This window comes from Ideonella azotifigens, from assembly GCF_006519715.1.
GTDB lineage: Bacteria > Pseudomonadota > Gammaproteobacteria > Burkholderiales > Burkholderiaceae_C > Ideonella > Ideonella azotifigens.
Genome location: NZ_VIDT01000012.1, coordinates 1 through 22,118, shown reverse-complemented (window position 1 = coordinate 22,118; position 22,118 = coordinate 1). Strand labels below are relative to the sequence as shown.

Annotated in this window: 22 protein-coding genes and 1 tRNA gene; 7 read left to right on the top strand and 16 right to left on the bottom strand. The window is 66.0% G+C overall.

What is annotated here, in order from left to right; genetic code table 11:
* Positions 1–150: 150 nt before the first annotated feature.
* The 6 genes from FKP22_RS02065 to rpsO form a co-directional block, all read right to left on the bottom strand.
* Positions 151–235, bottom strand: a tRNA-Leu gene (locus tag FKP22_RS02065).
* A 267-nt stretch (positions 236–502) separates the two neighbouring features.
* Complete coding sequence (secG, locus tag FKP22_RS02060) at positions 503–892, bottom strand: preprotein translocase subunit SecG (protein WP_141284695.1); 390 nt, start codon at positions 890–892, stop codon at positions 503–505.
* Positions 893–952: 60 nt separating this feature from the next.
* A complete protein-coding gene (tpiA, locus tag FKP22_RS02055) occupies positions 953–1,693 on the bottom strand; it encodes a triose-phosphate isomerase (protein WP_141284693.1) in 741 nt (246 codons plus the stop codon).
* A gap of 39 nt (positions 1,694–1,732) precedes the next feature.
* Positions 1,733–2,725 carry an NAD(P)H-quinone oxidoreductase gene (locus FKP22_RS02050; protein WP_141284691.1) on the bottom strand — a complete coding sequence of 331 codons (993 nt, stop codon included), beginning with the start codon at positions 2,723–2,725 and terminating at the stop codon, positions 1,733–1,735.
* Positions 2,726–2,735: 10 nt separating this feature from the next.
* On the bottom strand, positions 2,736–5,015 hold the full coding sequence (gene pnp, locus FKP22_RS02045; RefSeq protein ID WP_141284689.1) for a polyribonucleotide nucleotidyltransferase: 2,280 nt from the start codon (positions 5,013–5,015) through the stop codon (positions 2,736–2,738).
* A 212-nt stretch (positions 5,016–5,227) separates the two neighbouring features.
* Positions 5,228–5,497, bottom strand: coding sequence for a 30S ribosomal protein S15 (gene rpsO / locus FKP22_RS02040; RefSeq protein WP_141284687.1), 270 nt, complete (start codon positions 5,495–5,497; stop codon positions 5,228–5,230).
* Positions 5,498–5,960: 463 nt separating this feature from the next.
* On the opposite strand from rpsO, the gene FKP22_RS31725 reads away from it, so the two are divergent.
* Entirely contained in the window at positions 5,961–6,410 is a 450-nt protein-coding gene (locus tag FKP22_RS31725) for an Hsp20/alpha crystallin family protein (RefSeq protein WP_170200710.1), read from the top strand.
* Between the two features lie 12 nt (positions 6,411–6,422).
* Here FKP22_RS31725 and tsaD read toward each other — a convergent pair whose 3' ends face one another.
* Positions 6,423–7,460 (bottom strand): tRNA (adenosine(37)-N6)-threonylcarbamoyltransferase complex transferase subunit TsaD, encoded by a 1,038-nt coding sequence (gene tsaD, locus FKP22_RS02030; protein ID WP_141284684.1) that lies wholly within the window; start codon positions 7,458–7,460, stop codon positions 6,423–6,425.
* A 143-nt stretch (positions 7,461–7,603) separates the two neighbouring features.
* Here tsaD and FKP22_RS02025 point away from each other — a divergent pair, with 143 nt between their 5' ends.
* A complete protein-coding gene (locus FKP22_RS02025; RefSeq protein WP_141284682.1) occupies positions 7,604–7,873 on the top strand; it encodes a hypothetical protein in 270 nt (89 codons plus the stop codon).
* 127 nt (positions 7,874–8,000) lie between these two features.
* Here the strand turns inward: FKP22_RS02025 and fdx are convergent, their stop codons facing one another.
* From fdx to uvrB, 9 genes are all read right to left on the bottom strand, one after another.
* Positions 8,001–8,339 carry an ISC system 2Fe-2S type ferredoxin gene (gene fdx / locus FKP22_RS02020; protein ID WP_141284680.1) on the bottom strand — a complete coding sequence of 113 codons (339 nt, stop codon included), beginning with the start codon at positions 8,337–8,339 and terminating at the stop codon, positions 8,001–8,003.
* A 40-nt stretch (positions 8,340–8,379) separates the two neighbouring features.
* Positions 8,380–10,239, bottom strand: coding sequence for a Fe-S protein assembly chaperone HscA (gene hscA / locus FKP22_RS02015; protein WP_141284678.1), 1,860 nt, complete (start codon positions 10,237–10,239; stop codon positions 8,380–8,382).
* A 33-nt stretch (positions 10,240–10,272) separates the two neighbouring features.
* The gene (hscB, locus tag FKP22_RS02010; RefSeq protein ID WP_141284676.1) at positions 10,273–10,791 is read right to left on the bottom strand and encodes a Fe-S protein assembly co-chaperone HscB; all 519 of its coding nucleotides are present in this window, start codon (positions 10,789–10,791) and stop codon (positions 10,273–10,275) included.
* Positions 10,788–11,300 (bottom strand): GNAT family N-acetyltransferase, encoded by a 513-nt coding sequence (locus FKP22_RS02005; RefSeq protein ID WP_141284674.1) that lies wholly within the window; start codon positions 11,298–11,300, stop codon positions 10,788–10,790. Before FKP22_RS02005 ends, hscB begins: the two co-directional genes overlap by 4 nt.
* Before the next feature lie 145 nt (positions 11,301–11,445).
* A complete protein-coding gene (iscA, locus tag FKP22_RS02000) occupies positions 11,446–11,769 on the bottom strand; it encodes an iron-sulfur cluster assembly protein IscA (RefSeq protein WP_141284672.1) in 324 nt (107 codons plus the stop codon).
* A 1-nt stretch (position 11,770) separates the two neighbouring features.
* On the bottom strand, positions 11,771–12,190 hold the full coding sequence (iscU, locus tag FKP22_RS01995; RefSeq protein ID WP_141284670.1) for a Fe-S cluster assembly scaffold IscU: 420 nt from the start codon (positions 12,188–12,190) through the stop codon (positions 11,771–11,773).
* Between the two features lie 121 nt (positions 12,191–12,311).
* Positions 12,312–13,532, bottom strand: a complete 1,221-nt coding sequence (locus tag FKP22_RS01990) for an IscS subfamily cysteine desulfurase (protein WP_141284668.1) — start codon at positions 13,530–13,532, stop codon at positions 12,312–12,314.
* Between the two features lie 124 nt (positions 13,533–13,656).
* Positions 13,657–14,190 (bottom strand): Fe-S cluster assembly transcriptional regulator IscR, encoded by a 534-nt coding sequence (iscR, locus tag FKP22_RS01985; protein ID WP_141284715.1) that lies wholly within the window; start codon positions 14,188–14,190, stop codon positions 13,657–13,659.
* Between the two features lie 286 nt (positions 14,191–14,476).
* Positions 14,477–16,600 (bottom strand): excinuclease ABC subunit UvrB, encoded by a 2,124-nt coding sequence (uvrB, locus tag FKP22_RS01980; RefSeq protein WP_375140552.1) that lies wholly within the window; start codon positions 16,598–16,600, stop codon positions 14,477–14,479.
* A 212-nt stretch (positions 16,601–16,812) separates the two neighbouring features.
* On the opposite strand from uvrB, the gene FKP22_RS01975 reads away from it, so the two are divergent.
* From FKP22_RS01975 to nth, 5 genes are all read left to right on the top strand, one after another.
* Entirely contained in the window at positions 16,813–18,024 is a 1,212-nt protein-coding gene (locus FKP22_RS01975) for an amino acid aminotransferase (RefSeq protein WP_141284664.1), read from the top strand.
* 34 nt (positions 18,025–18,058) lie between these two features.
* Positions 18,059–18,751 (top strand): DUF6445 family protein, encoded by a 693-nt coding sequence (locus tag FKP22_RS01970; protein ID WP_231012990.1) that lies wholly within the window; start codon positions 18,059–18,061, stop codon positions 18,749–18,751.
* A 237-nt stretch (positions 18,752–18,988) separates the two neighbouring features.
* Complete coding sequence (locus tag FKP22_RS01965) at positions 18,989–20,446, top strand: polyhydroxyalkanoate depolymerase (protein ID WP_141284662.1); 1,458 nt, start codon at positions 18,989–18,991, stop codon at positions 20,444–20,446.
* A gap of 33 nt (positions 20,447–20,479) precedes the next feature.
* Entirely contained in the window at positions 20,480–21,193 is a 714-nt protein-coding gene (gene rsxB / locus FKP22_RS01960; RefSeq protein ID WP_231012991.1) for an electron transport complex subunit RsxB, read from the top strand.
* A gap of 74 nt (positions 21,194–21,267) precedes the next feature.
* Positions 21,268–21,906 (top strand): endonuclease III, encoded by a 639-nt coding sequence (nth, locus tag FKP22_RS01955; protein WP_141284708.1) that lies wholly within the window; start codon positions 21,268–21,270, stop codon positions 21,904–21,906.
* Positions 21,907–22,118: the final 212 nt, after the last annotated feature.

Here is a 22,118-nt window from a genome sequence, read left to right as displayed (position 1 = left end):
CATCAAAAGTCTCATCCGGCAACAAAAAAGCGCGCCGCTCTCGCCCTCTGGCAAGAACCAGAAAAGCAGAACCTAGCGCGCCCAGTTTGTCCCCTGTTTTACCAGGGCGCCCGGCAAGGCGCCGGATGAAGGCCTTGCCGAAAAACTTCTTGGTGCCGACGGCGAGACTCGAACTCGCACAGCTTTCGCCACTACCCCCTCAAGATAGCGTGTCTACCAATTTCACCACGTCGGCACATCTTGTTCGTCACCGCGGCGCTTAACAGCCAGTCAACTGTCTGTTGCGCACCACCGGCAGCTTTCGGACTTGCTCACCCGGCCCTTTCAGGCCAAGTGCTGCTGGCCCAGCAGCCCTGAAACTTCTTCTGAACCACAGCCCGAGAACGAATGCCCAAAGCCTGATTCATTGATCACTGCGCGTGAGGAATAGCGCCTTGACCAGCCTCAGATTCTAGCCCGAAATAAAAGGGCTTCCTAGGGTTTTCGCCTGCTTCGCACCAACTCAGTTCGCGCCGCTGGCAGCCACGCTGGCCGGTGCTGCCGCAGCAGGCACGCTGGCCGAAGACTCGCCCGTCGGGATCTGCGGCGCGCTCGGTGCGGCGGGTGCAGCACGCTCCAGTACGCTGGCACCCTCCACCGGGGTGGCACGGCCCACGCTGTTGGACATGAAGGCCAGGCCAAGCGTGGCGACAAAGAAGACCGAGGCGCAGACGGCCGTGGTGCGCGACAGGAAGTTCGCACTGCCGGTCGCACCAAACAGGCTGCCGGACGCGCCGGAGCCGAACGATGCGCCCATGTCGGCACCCTTGCCGTGCTGCACCAGCACCAGACCGATCATCACGATGGCGGCAACCATCTGCAACACCACCAACAGGTTCAACCAGATATGCATTTGGGAAAAACTCCAGGAATGACTTGATTCTTCTTCAGCGTGGGCCGGGCTTGTGCCGGGTCAGCCCGCCGCACGGCAGATGGCGACAAAGTCGGCAGCCTTCAGCGCAGCGCCGCCGATCAGCCCGCCGTCGATGTCCGGCTGGCCGAACAGCGTGCTGGCGTTGTCAGGCTTGACGCTGCCGCCGTACAGCAGCGTCATCGTGTCGGCATGCGCAGTGGCAGCCTGCAACTGGGTGCGTAGCAGCGCATGCACCGCCTGGGCCTGTTCCGGCGTGGCGGTGCGGCCGGTGCCGATCGCCCAGACCGGCTCGTAAGCCACGACCATCTCGCCAGCGCAGTGGCCCAGCGTGTGGATCACGGCCGACAGCTGGCGCTTGACCACCGCATCGGTTTCGCCAGCCTCGCGCTGCGCCAGGGTCTCGCCCACGCAGACGATGGGCGTGATGCCATGCGCCAGCGCTGCCTTGGCTTTGTCGGCCACAAGTTGGTCGCCCTCGGCGTGATAGCCGCGGCGCTCGGAGTGGCCAACGATCACGTAGCGGCAACCGAACTCGTGCAGCATGGCCGCAGACACTTCGCCGGTGTAGGCACCCTGCGCATGCGCCGAGCAATCCTGCGCGCCCCAGCGAAGGTCGCTGGCGGCCAGCGTCACCGCGGTTTCGGACAGGTACGGAAACGGCACGCAGACCGCCAGGTCGCAGCCGAACGGCCCGGCAGCACGGATGCCGGCCAGCAGTTCGGCATTGGCCTGATGGCTGCCGTGCATCTTCCAGTTGCCCACCACGAGTTTGCGTCGCATTGTGTGTTCGTCTCTCTGTTGCTCAAGGAAAGGCGGCCCTCAGGCCGACCAGTCCAACACGATCTTGCCCACGTGCTGACCAGACTCCATCAGCGCGTGCGCCGCAGCCGCCTGGGCTGCCGGGAACACCTTCTCGATCACGGGTCGAACATGCCCCGCCTCGATCAGAGGCCAAACCCGTTCGCGCAGCGCCGCGGCAATGCGGCCCTTGAAGGCCACCGAGCGTGGCCGCAGCGTCGAGCCGGTGATGGTCAGGCGCCGGCTCAGCAAGGCGCCGGCGTTGAACTCGGCCTTCACGCCACCCTGCACCGCGATGATCGCAATGCGACCATCGTCGGCCAGGCAGGAGATCTCGCGCGCGACGTAGTCGCCCGCCACCATGTCCAGCACCACGTCCACGCCACGGCCATCGGTCAGGCGCCGCGCTTCAGCTGCAAAGTCGGAAGTGCGGTAGTTGATCGCATGGTCAGCACCCAGCTTCAGGCAGGCGGCGCACTTGTCGTCGCTGCCCGCCGTCACCAGCACCTTCGCCCCCAGGGCTTTGGCCAGCTGGATCGCCGTCACGCCAATGCCGCTCGTGCCGCCCTGTACCAGCAGGCTTTCGCCCGGCTGCAGGCCGGCCCGGTCGAACACGTTGGACCAGACGGTGAAGAAGGTCTCGGGCAGCGTGGCCGCCTCGATGTCGCTCAGGCCCGCCGGGACCGGCAGGCACTGCGCGATGGGCACGACGCACAGCTCGGCATAACCACCACCCGCCACCAGCGCGCAAACCCGATCACCCAGACGCCAGCCAGCGGCAGCCAGCTCGGCCGCGTCGCCGCCGACGATGCTGCCTGCGACCTCCAAGCCAGGCAGGTCGGACGCGCCCGCAGGTGGCGCATAAGCGCCCTTGCGTTGCAGCACGTCCGGTCGATTGATGCCGGATGCGCCGACGCGCAGCAGCAACTCACCAGCCGCCGGCTGCGGGTCGGGACGCGTGGTCTCGACCAGCACTTCCGGGCCGCCGAAGCCTTGGATTGCGATGGCGCGCATCAGCCTTGGCTTACTGCTGTTGCTGCTGTTGTTGCTGGGCTTCGCCCTCGCCACCTTCGGCGGGCACGGCATCCGGGCGCTGCTCGGCGCGCTCGCGGCGCGGACGGTCAGGCCGGTCGCCACGGTCGCTGCGCGGCGGACGGTCGCCGTATTCACGGCGCGGAGCACGCTCAAAGCGCTCTTCTTCCATGCCTTCCGGACGTTCCTGCAGCGCCTTCATCGACAGCTTGATGCGGCCCTTCTCGTCAGTCTCCAGCACCTTGACCTTGACCACTTGGCCTTCGGTCAGGAAGTCGGTGACCTTCTCGACGCGCTGGTGCGCGATCTGGCTGATGTGCAGCAGGCCATCCTTGCCCGGCAGGATGTTGATCAGTGCACCGAAGTCGAGAATCTTGGTGACCGCGCCTTCGTAGACCTTGCCGATTTCGGCTTCGGCCGTGATCTCTTCGATGCGCTTCTTGGCGTGGGCCGCCTTGTCGCCATCGGTCGAGGCGATGGTGATGGTGCCATCTTCCTCGATGCTGATCTGGCAGCCGGTCTCTTCGGTCAGCGCACGGATGGTGGCGCCGCCCTTGCCGATCACGTCACGGATCTTCTCCGGATTGATCTTCATCGTGTACAGGCGCGGTGCGAATTCCGACAGCTCGGTCTTGGCGGTGCCCATGGCCTCGACCATCTTGCCGAGGATGTGCATGCGGGCTTCCTTGGCCTGGGCCAATGCAACCTGCATGATTTCCTTGGTGATGCCCTGGATCTTGATGTCCATCTGCAGCGCAGTGACACCAGTGGTCGTGCCGGCCACCTTGAAGTCCATGTCGCCGAGGTGATCTTCATCGCCCAGGATGTCGGTCAGCACCGCGAAGCGGCTGCCGTCCTTGATCAGGCCCATGGCGATGCCAGCCACGTGCGCCTTCAGCGGCACACCCGCATCCATCATCGACAGGCAGCCGCCGCAGACCGAAGCCATCGACGAGGAGCCGTTGGACTCGGTGATTTCCGAGACCACGCGAATGGTGTACGGGAAGTCTTCCTTGTTCGGCAGCACGGCGACCAGCGCGCGCTTGGCCAGGCGACCGTGGCCGATTTCGCGGCGCTTCGGGCTGCCCACGCGGCCGGTTTCGCCGGTGGCGAACGGGGGCATGTTGTAGTGCAGCATGAAGCGTTCGCTGTACTCGCCAGCCAGCGCGTCGATGGTCTGCGAATCACGCTCGGTGCCGAGCGTGGCCGCGACCAGCGCCTGGGTTTCACCACGGGTGAACAGCGCAGAGCCGTGCACGCGCGGCAGCACGCTGTTGCGGATCTCGATGGCGCGCACGGTGCGGGTGTCGCGGCCGTCGATGCGCGGCTCGCCGGCCAGGATCTGGCCGCGCACGATGCGGGCCTCGATCTCGAACAGCAGGCCTTCGACTTCAACCTTGTCGAACTCCAGGCCGTCGGCCTTCAGCGAAGCCAGCACGTTGCTGGTGACGTCGCGGCAAGCCTGGGTGCGGGCCTGCTTGGAGCGGATCTGGTAGGCGGCGCGCAGCGGACCTTCGGCCAGTTCGTTGATCTTGGCGATGAACGGCTCGTTCTTCGCCGGGGCTTGCCAGTTCCACACCGGCTTGCCGGCTTCGCGCACCAAGGCATGGATTGCGTTGATCGCGACCTGGCTTTGCTCATGGCCAAACACCACGGCACCCAGCATCACGTCTTCGGCCAGTTGGTCGGCTTCGGACTCGACCATCAGCACGGCGGCTTCGGTGCCGGCCACGACCAGGTCCATCTTGGACTCGGTCAACTGGGTCTGACCCGGGTTCAGCACGTATTCGCCGTTGATGTAGCCCACGCGTGCAGCGCCGATTGGGCCATTGAACGGAATGCCGGAGATCGACAGTGCGGCGCTGGTCGCGATCAGTGCGGCGATGTCGGCCTGGACTTCAGGGTTCAGGCTCAGCACATGGATGACGACCTGGACTTCGTTGAAGAAGCCTTCCGGGAACAGCGGGCGGATCGGACGGTCGATCAGGCGGCTGGTCAGGGTCTCGAGTTCGCTCGGACGGCCTTCACGCTTGAAGAAGCTGCCCGGGATCTTGCCGGCAGCGTAGGTCTTCTCGATGTAGTCGACGGTCAGCGGGAAGAAATCCTGGCCCGGCTTCGGATCGTTCTTGGCGACCACGGTGGCAAGTACCACGGTGTCTTCGATGTTGACCAGCACGGCGCCGGTGGATTGGCGCGCGACTTCACCGGTTTCCATGATGACCTGGTGTTGGCCCCACTGGAAGGTCTTGGTGACTTTGTTGAACAGACTCATGTTATTGGTCTCCTTGAGAGGGACTAGCACGCTTTCGGTGGCGCTTTTGGACCGGGAGTCAGACGGCGTCGGGCGGGATGCCATTCCAACGGGCGGCGGACTGCAGCCGCCTGTTGGAATGACACAGCAATGCCCCGATTCCGGTTGGCTCCAAAAACAAAGAGCCTGTGCTGGCGATGGTTCCAGACAGGCTCTTGGTCACTGATGGGAGATTACTTGCGCAGGCCCAGCTTCTGGATCAGCGCGGTGTAACGGTCGGCGTCCTTGGCCTTCAGGTAGGCCAGCAGGCTCTTGCGCGAATTGACCATCTTCAGCAGGCCACGGCGGCCATGATGGTCTTTCGCGTGGGTCTTGAAGTGGGGAGTCAGCTCGTTGATGCGAGCAGTCAGCAGGGCCACCTGGACTTCAGGCGAGCCGGTGTCGGCTGGGCCGCGAGCATGGGCCTGGACGATGTCAGACTTCTTCATTTCAACCACGGACATGGCGATTTCCTTTGTTTTGGAATGCCGCCGCTGCCTTCGATCAATCGCGAAGCAGATCAACGGTTTCCGGTTTTAACTTGCGGTCGCGGGTGAAACCGACCCACGCCGTGCGATGCATCCGGTCCTCCGGCAACCAACGACTTCAGCCCCAAAGCTTTGCACGTCAGTCGCCACAAAAGGCGGAAGCCAAAGATTATAGCCCGAAACGATTTCCCGCCCGATGGGACACCGCAAGCGTGTTCGCACTTGCCAGCCGGGCACCTGGCGTCCAGGGCGCCCCGATCGGCTCGCGATGGCGGCGCAAGGCCTTGTTTCAAGCTGGTTGGCGGCATATTTTTGCCGCGCCGTGCAAGGCCTTGAAATGCATTCGGCCGCTGCCAACTGCAGCCACAAGGGACGTGAGCCCGCCGATTCCCGGCGCAGCCAGACAGCCCGAATTTCATTGATCTTTCAGGAGTTTCACATGCTGCTCGTTCCGCTGACCCGCACCACCGCCCGCACCTCGCCACTGGGCCGCGGCATTGACCGCGTGGTCGATGACACCTTGAACCGCCTGCTGGGCATGACGACACAAAACCAGGACAACACCCTCAGCCCAGCGCTGGACGTGAGCGAATCCGACAAGGCCTACAGCGTGCAGCTGGACCTGCCCGGCGTGCGCAAGGAAGACATCAAGATCGCCGTCGAAGGCCGCCGCGTGCGCATCGAAGCGCCGCTGCCGGCCGCGCCTGCGGCCGAAGAAGGTGTGCGCGTGATCTACCGCGAGCGCACCCTGGCCAACTTTGCGCGCAGCTTTGTGCTGCCGGTCGAGATCGACCAGACCAGCTCGCAAGCCAAGCTGGAGGCCGGCGTGTTGACCCTGACGCTGCAAAAGCGCCAGCCGACCGAAGCCTCGCAGCTGACCGTCAGCTGAATTTGAGGATCCTCAGGCTGCGCCGAGTTCCCAGCGCGGCCTGACCTCGAAGCGATAGTCGCAGTTGGGCCGGGCCAGCCCGGCCTGCAGACGCATCGCCGCGGCCATTGCGATCATCGCGCCGTTGTCGGTGCACAGTTCCAGCTCCGGGTAGTGCACGCGCAGCCCGCGGCGCATGGCCACGGCGTTCAGATCGCGCCGCAAGCGCGAATTGGCGCCCACGCCACCTGCCACCACCAGCCGCTGCAGCCCGCTTTCCTTCAGCGCCCGCAGCGACTTGCGCACCAGCACCTCGACGATGGCCGCCTCGGTGCTGGCCGCCAGATCCGCCTTTTGCTGTTCGCTGGGTACTGGCCCGAGCTTGCGCAGCGCGATCATCACCGCCGTCTTCAGCCCGGCAAACGAAAAGTCCAGGTTGGGCTGGTGCAGCAAAGGCCGCGGCAGGTCAAAGGCCTGGTCATCGCCTTGCTGTGCCAGCCGAGACAAGGCCGGCCCCCCGGGGTAACCCAGGCCCAGCAGCTTGGCGGATTTGTCGAAGGCCTCGCCGGCTGCGTCGTCAATGGTTTCGCCCAGCAAGCCATACTGACCGACGCCATCCACCCGCATCAATTGCGTATGGCCACCTGAAACCAGCAAGGCCACAAAGGGAAATTCCGGCGGATCGGCCGACAGGAAGGGCGACAACAGGTGGCCTTCCAGATGGTGCACACCCAGCGTCGGCTTGCCCAGCGCCGCGCCCAGCGCGCTGGCCACGCCAGCACCCACCAGCAAAGCCCCCGCCAAGCCTGGCCCTTGCGTGTAGGCCACGATGTCCACCTCAGCCAGCTCGGCCCCGGCCTTGGCCAGCACTTCGCGCGCCAGCGGCAATGCACGCCGCACATGGTCGCGCGACGCCAGTTCCGGAACCACGCCGCCATAAGCCTGATGCATTTGCACCTGGCTGTACAAGGCGTGGGCCCGCAGCACCGGCACCTGCCCTGGCGAACAAGTCACCAAGGCGACACCGGTTTCGTCGCAGGAGGATTCAAAACCCAGGATGGTGATGGACACGGCAAGCCTCAGTCGAGACAGAAATATTTTTCAGATGATCTGGCGCGGGACTGTGCATTTTCACGAAGTTTGTAGAGAATGGTCAGCGCCGCACCATAAGTGCGCACGTCGTTGCAGATTCAAAAACAAAGGTTGTTGGGGCCATGAAGGAATACAAGCTTGTTGCTTGGCCGGATCTTCCGGCCGAATTTCGTCGCACCGCTTACCGCCGCATGGTGAGCGAGCTGTCACAGCGCCATGTGACCGAGCCGCACCTGCAGAAGTGCAGCGGCGTGTCGACCACGGAAGTGCGAAACCTGCTGCAGTACCTGCAATCCCGCGAATTGCTGGAAGACCGGGAAGCCGAGCCGCCCAAGCCCAGCCGCTGGAAAGTGAGCTGGCCCTTCCACATCGGGCACAGCCGCGTCAGCTGAGGACTTTCGCCGAAGGGCATGACGCCCTGCCCGGCCAGCGTCCTTTTTGATCCGAACCGCTCAGTCGCCGCGCTGGCGCAATGCCGGCGTTCGCGGCGACTCAAGCGCCGCCATCACGCCTGTCGGCTCAGTGCCGTTCGCGTGCATGGTTGATCGTGTACTTCGGAATCTCGATCGTCACGTCTTCCTTGGCCAGCATCGCCTGGCAGGACAGTCGCGAGGTCGGCTGCAGGCCCCAGGCCTTGTCCAGCAGGTCCTCCTCGATCTCGTCGATCTCGCCCAGCGAGTTGAAGCCCTGTTTCACGACCACGTGGCAGGTGGTGCAGGCGGCACTCATCTCGCAGGCATGCTCGATCTCGATGTCATGGTCCAGCAAGGCTTCGCAGATCGAGGTGCCTTCGGGCGCGGTGATCTCGGCGCCCTGCGGGCACAGCTCGGCGTGAGGAAGGATGCGGATGATGGGCATGGTGTCTTGAAAGTGTTCAGCCGGCGGTGCTGCGCGGTGTTCAGAGCGTGTCCAGGCTGCGGCCAGTCAACGCGGCCTGGATGCCGCGGTTCATGCGCGCAGCGGCAAATGCCTCGGTGCCTTCGGCCAGCGCCTCGACGGCCTGGGTGATGCGGTCAGCATCGTCGCCAGCGGCGATTTCGGCCAAGGCAGCCAGCAGCCGCTGCAGTTCGGCGCCTTCTGCCTGGCTCAGCAGGTCGCCATCGGCCGCCATCGCGGCCAGCGTGGCCAGGCGCATGCGCTCGGCCTCGACCTTGGCCTCGCGCAGCGCACGGGCGCGCATGTCGGTCTCGGCGCTGGCAAAGCCGTCCTGCAGCATCTTCGCGATCTGGTCGTCGGCCAGGCCATAGCTGGGCTTGACCTGCACAGCCGCTTCGACACCGGAGATCAACTCCTTCGCGCTGACGCCCAGCAGCCCGTCCGCATCGACCTGGAAGGTCACGCGGATGCGCGCCGCGCCGGCCACCATGGGCGGAATGCCGCGCAACTCGAAGCGGGCCAGCGAGCGGCATTCGGAGACCAATTCGCGCTCGCCCTGCACCACGTGCAGCGCCATCGCGGTCTGGCCGTCCTTGAAGGTGGTGAAGTCCTGCGCCTTGGCCACGGGAATGGTGGTGTTGCGCTCGATGATGCGCTCGGTCAGGCCGCCCATGGTCTCCAGGCCCAGCGACAGCGGAATCACGTCCAGCAGCAGCAGCTCGTCACCGTCCCGGGCATTGCCGGCCAGCGCATTGGCCTGGATCGCGGCGCCCAGCGCGACCACTTCGTCAGGGTTCAGGTCGACCAGCGGCGGGCGGCCGAAATGCGCGCCGACGGCTTCGCGCACCGCCGGCATGCGCGTGGCACCGCCCACCAGCACGACGCCTTGCACCTCGTCCCGGCTCAGCTTGGCATCGCGCAGCACCTTGCGCACCGCAGACAGCGTGCGGTCCAGCAGCGGCCTGGTCAGTGCCTCGAACTGCTCGCGGCTCAGCGGCAGCGTCAGCTCGGTGCCAGACAGCACGACCCGCAGCGTGGTCTCAGCCGCATCGGTCAGCGCTTCCTTGGCAGCGCGGCTGGCGACCAGCAGGCTGCGTTTGTCATGCGCGCTGGCGAGCGTCAGGCCAGCCTGGGCCACGGCCCAGTCGGCAATCGCATGGTCGAAATCGTCGCCGCCCAGCGCAGCGTCCCCCCCGGTGCCGACCACCTCGAACACGCCGCGCGTCAGGCGCAGCAGCGAGATGTCGAAGGTGCCGCCGCCCAGGTCGTAGACGGCGTAGAGGCCTTCGCTGCCGTGGTCCAACCCGTACGCGACCGCGGCCGCAGTGGGCTCGTTGATCAGCCGCAGCACGTTCAGGCCCGCGAGCTGGGCCGCGTCCTTGGTGGCTTGGCGCTGGGCGTCGTCGAAATACGCCGGCACAGTGATCACGGCGCCAAACACATCGTCATTGAAGGTGTCTTCGGCGCGGAAACGCAGCGTGGCCAGGATCTCGGCCGACACCTCGACAGGCGTCTTGGCGCCCTGCCGCGTCTGGATCGCGACCATGCCGGGCTGGTCGATGAACTGGTACGGCAGCCGGCCGCGGCCTGTCACGTCGGCCAGCTTGCGGCCCATCAGGCGCTTGACCGAGACGATGGTGTTTTCCGGGTCTTCGGCCGAGGCGGCTGCGGCGTCCACGCCGATCTGGCGGCCGTTGCCCTCCAGGTAGCGCACGGCAGACGGCAGCATGGTGCGGCCCTGCCCGTCCGGCAGACATTCGGCCACGCCATGGCGCAGCGCGGCGACCAGCGAATTGGTGGTGCCCAGGTCAATGCCCACCGCGATGCGGCGCTGGTGCGGGTCCGGCGCCTGGCCGGGTTCGGAAATCTGGAGCAGGGCCATGGATCGGTACAGCGAAAGTCCGGGTTCTTGAATTCAACGGTCGTCCGCGTCCAGCCGGCGCGCCAGGTCGGCACGGAAGCGGTTCACGAACATCAGCGCACGCACCTGGCGGGCGGCTTCGGGGGCGTCATTGGCCTCGTCCAGCAGGCGACCGATGTCGGCCTGCAGGCGGCGCTCGTCGGCAGCAACCTCGTCGTCCAGCGACTGCACGGCCGCGGCATCCGGCGCATCGTCCAGCGCTTCGCGCCAGGCCATCTGCTGCATCAGGAAACCGGTCGGCATCGCGGTATTGCTTTCTGCCTCGATGGCCGCGCCACGCAACTCGCACAGGTACTGCGCACGGGCCAGAGGATCCTTCAGGCGACGGTAGGCTTCGTTGATGCGCACCGACCATTGCATCGCAATTCGCTGGGCGGCCGCGCCTTCGGCAGCGAAGCGGTCCGGGTGCACACGGCCTTGCAACTCGCGCCAGCGCTGGTCCAAAGCGGCACGGTCCAACGCGAAGCGGACCGGCAGACCGAACAGCGTGAAGTCGTCGTCCTGCAGGTTCATGCCGGAACCGGTGCCGAAAGCGCCAGCCGCTTTTCGTAGAACAGCGACAGGCCGTTGTCCGGGTAGCCACCGAAGGGCGCGCGGCGCTGGTAGCCACAACGCTCGTACAGGCGCACCGCCTGCAACTGGTCGCGGCCGGTCTCCAGCGTCGCCAGCGTCAGGCCATCGGCCAGCAGCCGGGCCTCCAACTGCGCCAGCAGTTGCTCGGCAATGCGCTGGCCGCGCATCTCGGGCGCCACGTACATGCGCTTGATCTCGCCATAGGCCTGGCCCGCCGTGTCAGCTTCCCCCGGCATGCGGCGCGTGGCGCCGCAACCCACCAGCCTGTCGCCCTGCGTGGCAACGAGGAAGTCGACCTCGGGCTGCAGCAGTGCGCTCACGTCCAGGATGTGGTTGTCCTCCGGCGCATACAGCGTGGCCAGGTAGTCGTCCAGCGCCGCCAGCAACGGGCCAACCTGGGGATGATCGGCGCGCTCGGGGCGAATGCTCACGGGCGAGGCGTGGGTCATGTCAAACAGCGGAAGTGGAGGAACGCGCGAAAGAGGCGCTTCAAAAAACCAAGAGCGCGGCCAGGGGGCTCCGCGCTCAGGATTGCCAGTTTTCAGAAACCGGCAGATTTTCGCCGCAACGCAGGCCGGTGGGCCCGCATGCACTTCAAACCCGGAAGGACTCTCCGCAGCCGCAGCGGTCTTTCTCGCGCGGGTTGTGGAACTTGAAGCCTTCGTTCAGGCCTTCGCGCACGAAATCCAGCTCAGTGCCATCCAGGTACGGCAGGCTCTTCGGGTCGATCAGCACCTTCACGCCGTGGTCTTCGAAGATCACATCGTCGGGCGTGATGTCGTCGGCGTATTCCAGCTTGTAGGCCAGGCCGGAGCAGCCGGTGGTCTTCACGCCCAGGCGCACACCCACGCCCTTGCCACGGCGCGCCAGGTAGCGCGTCACATGGCGCGCTGCGGCCTCGCTGAGGGTCACCGCCATGTCAGTTCGCTTCCGTGGCGACCTGCGGTGCCGAAGCCGCGGCGTGGCGAGCCTTGTAGTCGTCCACCGCGGCCTTGATCGCGTCTTCGGCCAGGATGGAGCAATGGATCTTCACCGGCGGCAGCGCCAATTCTTCGGCGATGTGGGTGTTCTTGATGGTCAGCGCCTGGTCCAGCGTCTTGCCCTTCACCCATTCGGTGACCAGCGACGACGAGGCAATGGCCGAGCCGCAGCCGTAAGTCTTGAAGCGCGCGTCTTCGATCAGGCCCGACACCGGGTTGACCTTGATCTGCAGCTTCATCACGTCGCCGCAAGCCGGCGCGCCGACCATGCCGGTGCCAACGGTTTCGTCGCCCTTGTCGAACGCGCCCACGTTGCGCGGGTTTTCGTAGTGGTCGATGACCTTGTCGCTGTATGCCATTTCGAACTCCTGTCTGTCTCTTGATCACTGCCGCGGGGCCAGCGCCGGGCCGCTCCCAAGCGGCCCCGCTCCCCCTCGGGGGGTGGCTGCGGTAGGCCCGCAGCCCGGGGTTGTCATGCCGTCAATGCGCGCTCCACTGGATGCTGGAGATGTCGATGCCGTCGCGGTACATGTCCCACAGCGGCGACAGCTCGCGCAGTTTGCCCACACGGTCCTTCAGCACGCTGATCGCGTAGTCGATCTCTTCCTCGGTCGTGAAACGGCCGATGGTCATGCGCAGGCTGGAATGCGCCAGCTCGTCGCTGCGGCCCAGCGCGCGCAGCACATAGCTGGGCTCCAGGCTGGCCGAGGTGCAGGCCGAGCCGGACGACACCGCCAGGCCCTTGACACCCATGATCAGCGACTCGCCTTCGACGTAGTTGAACGAGATGTTCAGGTTGTGCGGCACGCGGCGCGTCAGGTCGCCGTTGATGAAGGTCTGGTCGATCTCCGACAGGCCCTTCAGCAGGCGCTGGTGCAGCGCCGAGATGCGCGCGTGTTCGCTCGCCATCTCTTCCTTGGCGATGCGGAAGGCCTCGCCCATGCCGATGATCTGGTGCGTGGGCAGCGTGCCCGAACGCAGGCCGCGCTCATGGCCACCGCCGTGCATCTGCGCTTCCAGGCGCACACGCGGCTTGCGGCGCACGTACAGCGCGCCAATGCCCTTGGGGCCATAGGTCTTGTGCGAGGCCAGGCTCATCAGGTCGACCGGCAGCGTCTTCATGTCGATCTCGACCTTGCCGGTGGCCTGGGCCGCGTCGACGTGGAAGATCACGCCGCGCTCGCGGCACAAGTTGCCCAGCGCCGTGATGTCCTGGATCACGCCAATCTCGTTGTTCACGAACATGACCGAGGCAACGATGGTGTCCGGGCGGATCGCAGCCTTGAAGGCGTCGAAGTCCAGCAGTCCGTCTTCCTTCACGTCGAGGTAGGTCACCTCGAAGCCTTGCCGCTCCAGCTCGCGCATGGTGTCCAGCACGGCCTTGTGCTCGGTCTTCACCGTGATCAGGTGCTTGCCCTTGCTCTGGTAGAAGTGGGCCGCGCCCTTCAGCGCCAAGTTGTTCGACTCGGTGGCACCGGAGGTCCAGACGATCTCGCGCGGGTCGGCGCCGATCAGGTCGGCCACCTGCACACGGGCCTTTTCGACCGCCTCTTCCGCTTCCCAGCCCCAGGCATGGCTGCGGGACGCCGGGTTGCCGAAATGCTCGCGCAACCACGGCACCATCACGTCCACAACACGCGGATCCACCGGGGTGGTCGCGCCGTAGTCCATGTAGATTGGGAAGTGCGGGGTCATGTCCATGATCGGTTCTTCTTGCGCTTCAAATGCACGGCAGTGAGGGAAACAGTTGGCGCCGCAGGGCAGCACCATTCACCACGCCGGCCGAGCCGCCCAGCGGCCGGCGTGACGCAGGCTGGCGCCTGGCTTACTTGGAAAAGGCGTTGCCCAGCGCGAACACGGAGTTCGGCGCGGTGACCTTGATCGGCTTGACCACAGGCACGGTCGAGATGGCACGCTTGATCGGCGCCTCCTCGATCGACAGGCCCTTGTCCAACTGATCGTCAACCAGCTTGCGCAGGCTGATGGAGTCGAGGTACTCGATCATCTTCGCATTCAGATTGGCCCACAGTTCGTGGGTCATGCAGCGGCCGGCATCCTCGCCCATGCAATTTTCCTTGCCGGCGCAGCCGGTCGCGTCGATGGGTTCATCGACCGCGACGATGATGTCGGCAACGCTGATTTCCTCGGCCTTGCGGCCCAGCGAATAGCCGCCGCCAGGGCCGCGGGTGCTTTCGACCAGTTCGTGGCGACGCAGCTTGCCGAACAGTTGCTCCAGATACGACAAGGAGATTTGCTGACGTTGGCTGATGGCTGCCAGGGCCACGGGCCCGTTGTTCGAACGCAGCGCCAGATCGATCATGGCGGTTACCGCAAAGCGGCCTTTGGTGGTCAGACGCATGAGACTCTCCTGTCTACTCGGTTGGCGACACATGCCAGCGGAACATCTGGTCCCGCGGCCGGCTTCCTCACCGGCTCCCGGTGGGCTGGGCGGATGACCGCTTTCGCGCCGGGTTAACCCTCGGAAGATCCCGAGTGATTTGCTCGATTATAGGCGAAGCCGAGTCTTTTAGTCGTGTATCCCGGTCAAAGGTTCCGTGGTCTGGCGGGAAATTTCCTTACCCGGCGTCCGGTCATGCAGGCCCCGGAAAAGCAACGGAAATGGCGCGCTCCCAGGGAAACCAGGCTCAGCGGCTGGCGGCGACCAGGCTCACGGCACTGCTGTCGTGCGTGCTGCCGCCGCCAAAAGCCTGTTCTCGCAACAGGGCCAATTGGTCGCGAATGCGGGCCGCCTTCTCGAACTCCAGGCTCTTTGCATGCTCCAGCATCTGCTTTTCCAGCAGCTTGATGCGCTTGCTGAGGTCCTTCTCGCTCATCGCCTCGACCTCGGCCGCCTGTTGCGCGAAGCGCAGGTCGTCCTTGCCCGACTTTTCCGCCACCACGCCGTCGATCATCTCGCGCACCTGCTTGCGGATGCCGCGCGGCACGATGCCATTGGCCTCGTTGAACGCGACCTGCTTGGCGCGGCGGCGCTCGGTTTCGTCCATCGCGCGGCGCATCGAGTCGGTGATGCGGTCAGCGTAGAGGATGGCGCGGCCATTCACATTGCGCGCCGCCCGGCCAATCGTCTGCACCAGGCTGCGCTCGGCGCGCAGAAAGCCTTCCTTGTCGGCGTCCAGGATGGCCACCAGGCTGACCTCGGGGATGTCCAGCCCTTCGCGCAGCAGGTTGATACCCACCAGCACATCGAACACACCCAGCCGCAGGTCGCGCAGGATCTCGACGCGTTCCACGGTGTCGATGTCCGAGTGCAGGTAGCGCACCTTCACGCCGTTGTCGGTCAGGTAGTCGGTCAGTTGCTCGGCCATGCGCTTGGTCAGCGTGGTGATCAGCACCCGCTCGCCCTTCTCCACCGTCTCGCGGATCTCCTGCAGCACGTCGTCGACCTGCTGCTGCGCCGGCCGCACTTCCACGATGGGATCCACCAGCCCGGTGGGCCGCACAAGCTGCTCGACCACTTGGCCGGCGTGCTGCTTCTCGTAGTCCGCCGGCGTGGCCGAGACGAACACGCACTGCCGCATCTTGGTCTCGAACTCGGCGAACTTCAGTGGCCGGTTGTCCAGCGCGCTGGGCAGGCGAAAGCCGTATTCCACCAGCGTGGTCTTGCGCGCCCGGTCGCCGTTGTACATGCCGCTGAACTGGCCGATCAGCACATGGCTTTCGTCCAGGAACATCAGCGCGTCCTTGGGCATGTAGTCCACCATCGTCGGCGGCGGGTCGCCGGGTGCGGCGCCCGAAAGATGGCGGCTGTAGTTCTCGATGCCCTTGCAGTGGCCAACCTCCTGCAGCATCTCCAGGTCGAAGCGGGTACGCTGCTCCACGCGCTGCGCCTCCACCAGCTTGCCTTCCTTGACGAAAAACGCCAGCCGCTCGCGCAGCTCGGTCTTGATGGCGTCGATGGCCGCCAGCACCCGGTCACGCGGTGTCACGTAGTGGCTGGAGGGGTAGATCGTGAAGCGCGGCACTTTCTGCTGGACCCTGCCGGTCAGCGGGTCCAGCAGCGACAGCGCCTCGACCTCGTCGTCGAACAGCTCGATGCGCACCGCCAGCTCCGAATGCTCGGCCGGGAAGACGTCGATCGTGTCGCCGCGCACGCGGAAGCTGCCGCGCGAGAAGTCGGTCTCGTTGCGGGTGTACTGCATGCGGATCAGCTGGGCGATCACGTCGCGCTGGCCCATCTTGTCGCCGTTGCGCAAGATGAAGCGCATCTGCGTGTAGTCCTCCGGCTTGCCAATGCCGTAGATCGCGCTGACCGAGGCGACAACGATGGTGTCGCGCCGCTCCAGCACGCTCTTGGTGGCCGACAGCCGCATCTGCTCGATGTGCTCGTTGATCGCCGAATCCTTCTCGATGAAAAGGTCCCGCTGAGGCACGTAAGCCTCGGGCTGGTAATAGTCGTAGTAGCTGACGAAGTACTCGACCGCGTTCTTCGGGAAGAACTCGCGGAACTCGCTGTACAGCTGCGCCGCCAGCGTCTTGTTCGGCGCAAACACGATGGCCGGCCGGCCCATGCGGGCGATCACGTTGGCCATCGTGAAGGTCTTGCCCGAGCCGGTCACGCCCAGCAGCGTCTGGTAGGCCAGCCCGTCCTGTATGCCTTCGACCAGCTGCGCAATCGCCGTCGGCTGATCCCCCGCTGGCGGGTAGGGCTGGTACAGCTGGAACGGCGAATCCGGGAAACTGACGAACTCGCCCTCGGGGAAGCCTTCGGCATCCAGCGAGACTGCCTTCGCGCCAGTGCCCGCACCCACACCTGCACCTGCACCTGCATCCATTCCAGCGCCCGTTCCCAGGCCCGTGAGTTCCGACATCGGGTCTTTCCCCCTTCAACGCTTAAAATCCGCAAGCTCGGCGCGAGTTGCACGCCGGGCCAACCTGACAGCGTAGCGCATCCCAAACGGCCGCGCCGACTGTCGATGCCTTTGCCGCCCCGGCGCCTCCTCCGATCCACAGGACTGCTTCCATGTCTTCCTCCGCCTCGTCGCTGTTCGCCGCCGTTGAAATGGCGCCTCGCGATCCGATCCTCGGCCTCAACGAACAGTTCAACGCCGACACCAATCCCGCCAAGGTCAACCTCGGCGTCGGCGTCTACACCGATGCCAACGGCAAGCTGCCGCTGCTGGCCTGCGTGAAAGCCGCCGAGGCCCAACTGGTCGAAGCCGCCCGCGCCCGCGGCTACCTGCCAATTGATGGCATTGCCGCGTATGACAAGGCCGTGCAGGCCCTGGTCTTCGGCGAAGGCAGCCCGCTGCTGGCGGAAGGCCGCGTCGCCACGGTGCAGGCCATTGGCGGCACCGGCGGCCTGAAGCTGGGGGCCGACTTCCTGAAGAAGCTGAACCCCACCGCCAAGGTGCTGATCAGCGACCCGAGCTGGGAAAACCACCGCGCGCTGTTCACCAACGCCGGCTTCACAGTCGACACCTACCCCTACTACGACGCCGACAAGCAAGGCGTGAACTTCGACGGCATGCTGGCCGCGCTGAACAGCGCCGCCGCCGGCACCGTCGTCGTGCTGCACGCCTGCTGCCACAACCCGACCGGCTACGACATCCTGCCGGCCCAGTGGGAACAGGTCATCGCCGCGGTCAAGGCGCGCGGCCTGGTTGCCTTCCTCGACATGGCCTACCAGGGCTTTGGCGACGGCATCCAGGAAGACGGCGCCGTGATCGGCCAGTTCGTTGCCGCCGGCATCGACTTCTTCGTCTCCACCTCGTTCTCCAAGAGCTTCTCCCTCTACGGCGAGCGGGTCGGCGGCCTGTCGGTCGTCTGCGCCAGCAAGGACGAAACGGCGCGCGTGCTCTCTCAGCTGAAGATCACCATCCGCACCAACTACTCCAACCCGCCCACGCACGGCGCGCAGATCGTCGCCACCGTGCTGACCACCCCCGCGCTGCGCGCCCAGTGGGAAGAAGAACTGGCCGGCATGCGCAACCGCATCAAGAAGATGCGCGGTGCGTTCGTCGAGCAGCTGAAGGCGGCAGGCGTGACCCGCGACTTCAGCTTCATCACCACCCAGCGCGGCATGTTCAGCTACTCCGGCCTGACCAAGCCCCAGATGGAACGCCTGCGCAACGAGTTCGGCGTCTACGGCGTGGACTCCGGCCGCATCTGCGTGGCTGCGCTGAACGAGCACAACATCGGCTACGTCACCCAGTCCATCGCCAAGGTGATCTGAAACCGAGCCCGCGGGGCAAGGGCACAATCGCCGCATGGCTGTGCTCTCCCCCGCGCCCGGTATGCCCAAGGCCCACCGGCTGATCTACCGCCCGCCGCTGCTCGGCCGGGACTATTGGATCCTCGACAACGCCCTGCCCGACCCGCTTGCGGTGCGCCAGCGCCTGCTGCAGCGCGACGATTGGGTTCTGGGCGCGCCGCACCGGCCGGAGGCCTGGCCGGGGCAGCGGGCCCAGCCGGCGCTCACGGCGGATGAGCTGGCCCCGCTGGAAGCGTGGGCGCGGCAGCAGACTGGCCAGAAGAAGCTGTTTGCCGTGAGCCTGCCGGGCAAGACTGGCCCGCAGTTCAACCACAACTGCGTGCAGCTGGTGGGCGCAGGCGAGAGCGGCGCCAAGCCGCACACCGACTCGCGCCGCCTGTGCAAATACGCCGCGGTGCTGTACCTGAACCCGGACGTGCCTGACCATTGCGGCACCGCGCTCTACCGCGTGCGCCTGCCGGACGGCTCGCTGGGTGGCAACACCTTGCCCGCCCGTTTCGCCAACCTGGTCGAGGCGCTGGACACCCGCTTCGTGCCGCCCGACCTGTTCGTCGAAGACGTTGCGATTGACCACCGCTTCAACCGGATGCTGGTCTACAAGGCCGACCTGATCCACAGCGCCACCGCCTACTGGGGCAACACGCCGGAGACCAAGCGCATGAGCGTGGTCATGTTCTGGATGGCCTGAGCAAGCGGCTGAACTGGCCCGTCGCGGCGCCGCTTTTTCGCGCTGCAGCATGCAGGCAACTGCTGCCCAATGGGTGCCAAGTCGCTGCCAATCGGTGCAAGTGCTGATCGTGGCACTACCGATGCGCAAATTTTTGCTGCAGTGCACAATTGCAGAATTCGGTCCATGGAGGACGCTGGCGCGCTGCCAAAGCCAGCCGCCGGCTCACCTCGCCGGGCCACCCCAACAGGAGCCCGCATGCTCTACCAGCTCTATGAAACCCAACGCGCGCTGATGGCGCCGTTTGCCGAATTCGCCAGTGCCTCGGCCAAGCTGTACAGCCATCCGCTGTCGCCGTTCACGCACACGCCCATGGCCCAGCGCGTGGCCGCCGGCCTGGACCTGATGCACCGGCTGGCCAAGGACTACGAAAAGCCCACCTTCAACATCCAGACCGTGCGCGTGGACGGCGTGGACGTCGCCGTGCAGGAACAGGTCGCGGTGGAAAAGCCTTTCTGCCGACTGGTGCGCTTCAAGCGCTTCTCGGACGATGCCACCGCGCTGGGCGACATGAAGGCGCAGCCGGTGGTGCTGGTCGTGGCCCCCTTGTCCGGCCACCATGCCACATTGCTGCGCGACACCATCAAGAGCCTGCTGCAGGGCCACAAGGTCTACATCACCGACTGGACCGACGCCCGCATGGTGCCGCTGGAAGCCGGCCCGTTCCACCTGGCCGACTACATCGCCTACATCCAGGAATTCATCCGCCACATCGGCCCCGAGGTCAATGTGATCTCGGTCTGCCAGCCCACGGTGCCGGTGCTGGCTGCCATCTCGCTGATGGCCACGCACAAGGAATTCACGCCACGCACGATGATCATGATGGGCGGCCCGATCGACGCCCGCAAATCGCCCACCGCGGTGAACAACCTGGCGATGAACAAGAGCTTCGAGTGGTTCGAGAACAACGTGATCTACCGCGTGCCGCAGAACTTCCCCGGCGCGGGCCGCGCGGTCTATCCCGGCTTCCTGCAGCACACCGGCTTCGTTGCGATGAACCCGGACCGCCACGTCAGCTCGCACTACGACTACTTCCTGGACCTGGTGCGGGGTGACGACGACAGCGCCGAAACCCATCGCCAGTTCTACGACGAATACAACGCCGTGCTGGACATGCCGGCCGAGTATTACCTGGACACCATCAAGACCGTGTTCCAGGAGTTCGCGCTGGTCCATGGCACCTGGGAAGTCGATGGCACCCAGGTCCGGCCGCAGGACATCCGCAACACCGCGCTGCTGACCATCGAAGGCGAGCTGGACGACATCTCCGGCGCTGGCCAGACGCGCGCCGCGCACCAGTTGTGCACCGGCATCCCGCCGGAGCACCAGCAGCACTACGACGTGGTCGGTGCAGGCCATTACGGCATCTTCTCCGGCCGCCGCTGGCGCGAGAAGGTCTACCCGGAAGTGTGCGAGTTCATCCGCCGCTTCAACCCGGCCGAATCGCTGCCCAGCGCGGTGCCTGTTGCGCCGGAAGCCATCCCGGCAGACGAACCTGCTGCCGCCCCCAAGCCAGCCCGCAAGGTGGCCGCTCGCGCCGCTGCGAAGGTGCCGGCCAAGACCGAAGCCAAGGCTGCGGTCAAGCTGGCCGCCAAGGCGCCGGTGAAAGCCGCTGCCAAGCGCAGCGCGACGCCGCGCAAGAAGTCACAGGCCTGAGGGAGCGAAGCCCGCCAGCGGGATAATCCGAGGGTGACGCTCGCGCCCTTCCCGCCTCCCGCATCCCCTTTGCCCACGCTGGCCGTCCGCATTGACGCGGCGCTGCCGCAGACCCAGTGCACCCGCTGCGGCTATCCGGACTGCCGCAGCTATGCCCAGGCCATCGCCGCGGGCGAGGCCGGCATCAACCAATGCCCGCCCGGCGGCGCGGAAGGCGTGGCCCGCCTCGCGGCATTGACTGGCCTACCCGTCCTGCCGCTGAACCCCGAGCACGGCCACGAAGGCCCGCGTGCGGTGGCCGTCATCGACGAAGCCTGGTGCATCGGCTGCACGTTGTGCATCAAGGCCTGCCCGGTGGACTGCATCAGCGGCGCAGCCAAGCGCATGCACACCGTCATCGAAGCCCAGTGCACCGGCTGCGAGCTGTGCGTGTCGGCCTGCCCGGTGGACTGCATCGCCATGCTGCCGGTCAGCGGCCAGGCCACTGGCTGGGCTGCATGGGAGAGCCAGCTGGCCGACGAGGCCCGCCAGCGCTACGCCTTCCACCAGTTCCGCACCACACGCGACAAGCGCGAGAACGACGAGCGCCTGGCCGCCAAGGCTGCCCACAAGCTGGCCGACCTGGCCGCCGCCAGCCAGCTCACCGACCCGGCCGCACTGGACCGCAAGCGCGCCATCGTCGAAGCCGCGATGGCCCGTGCCCGCGCCCAGCGCCAGCCCGCCCCTCCTGACGACAAGGCCCGATGAACGCCACCCGCCGCAACCCTGTCCCGCCTGCAGCCGCTCCCGAAGCCCTGGCCACGCCCGGCAGCTCGGCCCCAATGACGGACGCCCAGGTCGAACACTTCTTCGCCACGCTGCGCGCCGCCAACCCGCACCCCGAAACCGAACTGCAGTTCACCAATGTGTTCGAGCTGCTGGCCGCCGTGCTGCTGTCGGCCCAGGCGACCGACGTGGGCGTCAACAAGGCCACCCGCAAGCTGTTCGCGCTGGCGCCCACGCCGCAACGCATGCTGGCGCTGGGCCTCGAAGGCCTGGAAGCACAGATCAAGACCATTGGCCTCTACCGCACCAAGGCCAAGCATTTGCTGCAGACCTGCCGCATGCTGGTCGAGCAACATGGCGGCCGGGTGCCGCGCGAGCGCGAGGCGCTGGAGGCCTTGCCCGGCGTGGGCCGCAAGACCGCCAACGTGGTGCTGAACGTGGCCTTCGGCGAGCCGACGATGGCGGTCGACACGCACATCTTCCGTGTGGGCAACCGCACCGGCCTGGCGCTGGGCAAGAACCCGCTGGCGGTCGAGCAGGTGCTGCTGCGCCGCGTGCCGCCGGCCTACCGGGTGGACGCCCACCACTGGCTGATCCTGCACGGCCGCTACGTCTGCCAGGCCCGGCTGCCACGCTGCGCGGCCTGCCAGGTGGCAGTGGACTGCCAGTTCCAGCCCAAGACAGCCACACGCTGAGCGGCTGGGGCCGTTTCCCGGTCTTTTCCGGGCTTTGGACACGAAAGGGAATCTCAACAATCCCCTCATGTTCTCACTGCCTTTGACCGATGAAGCTCGCATGAGCCCCACACGCCTGCTTCAACGCCTGCTGCGCCGCCGCCCCTCGGCGACGGTGCCGCCCAGCCGCATTGAAATCCGGCCGCCCGCGCTGTGGGGCCAGGCCGAGCCGG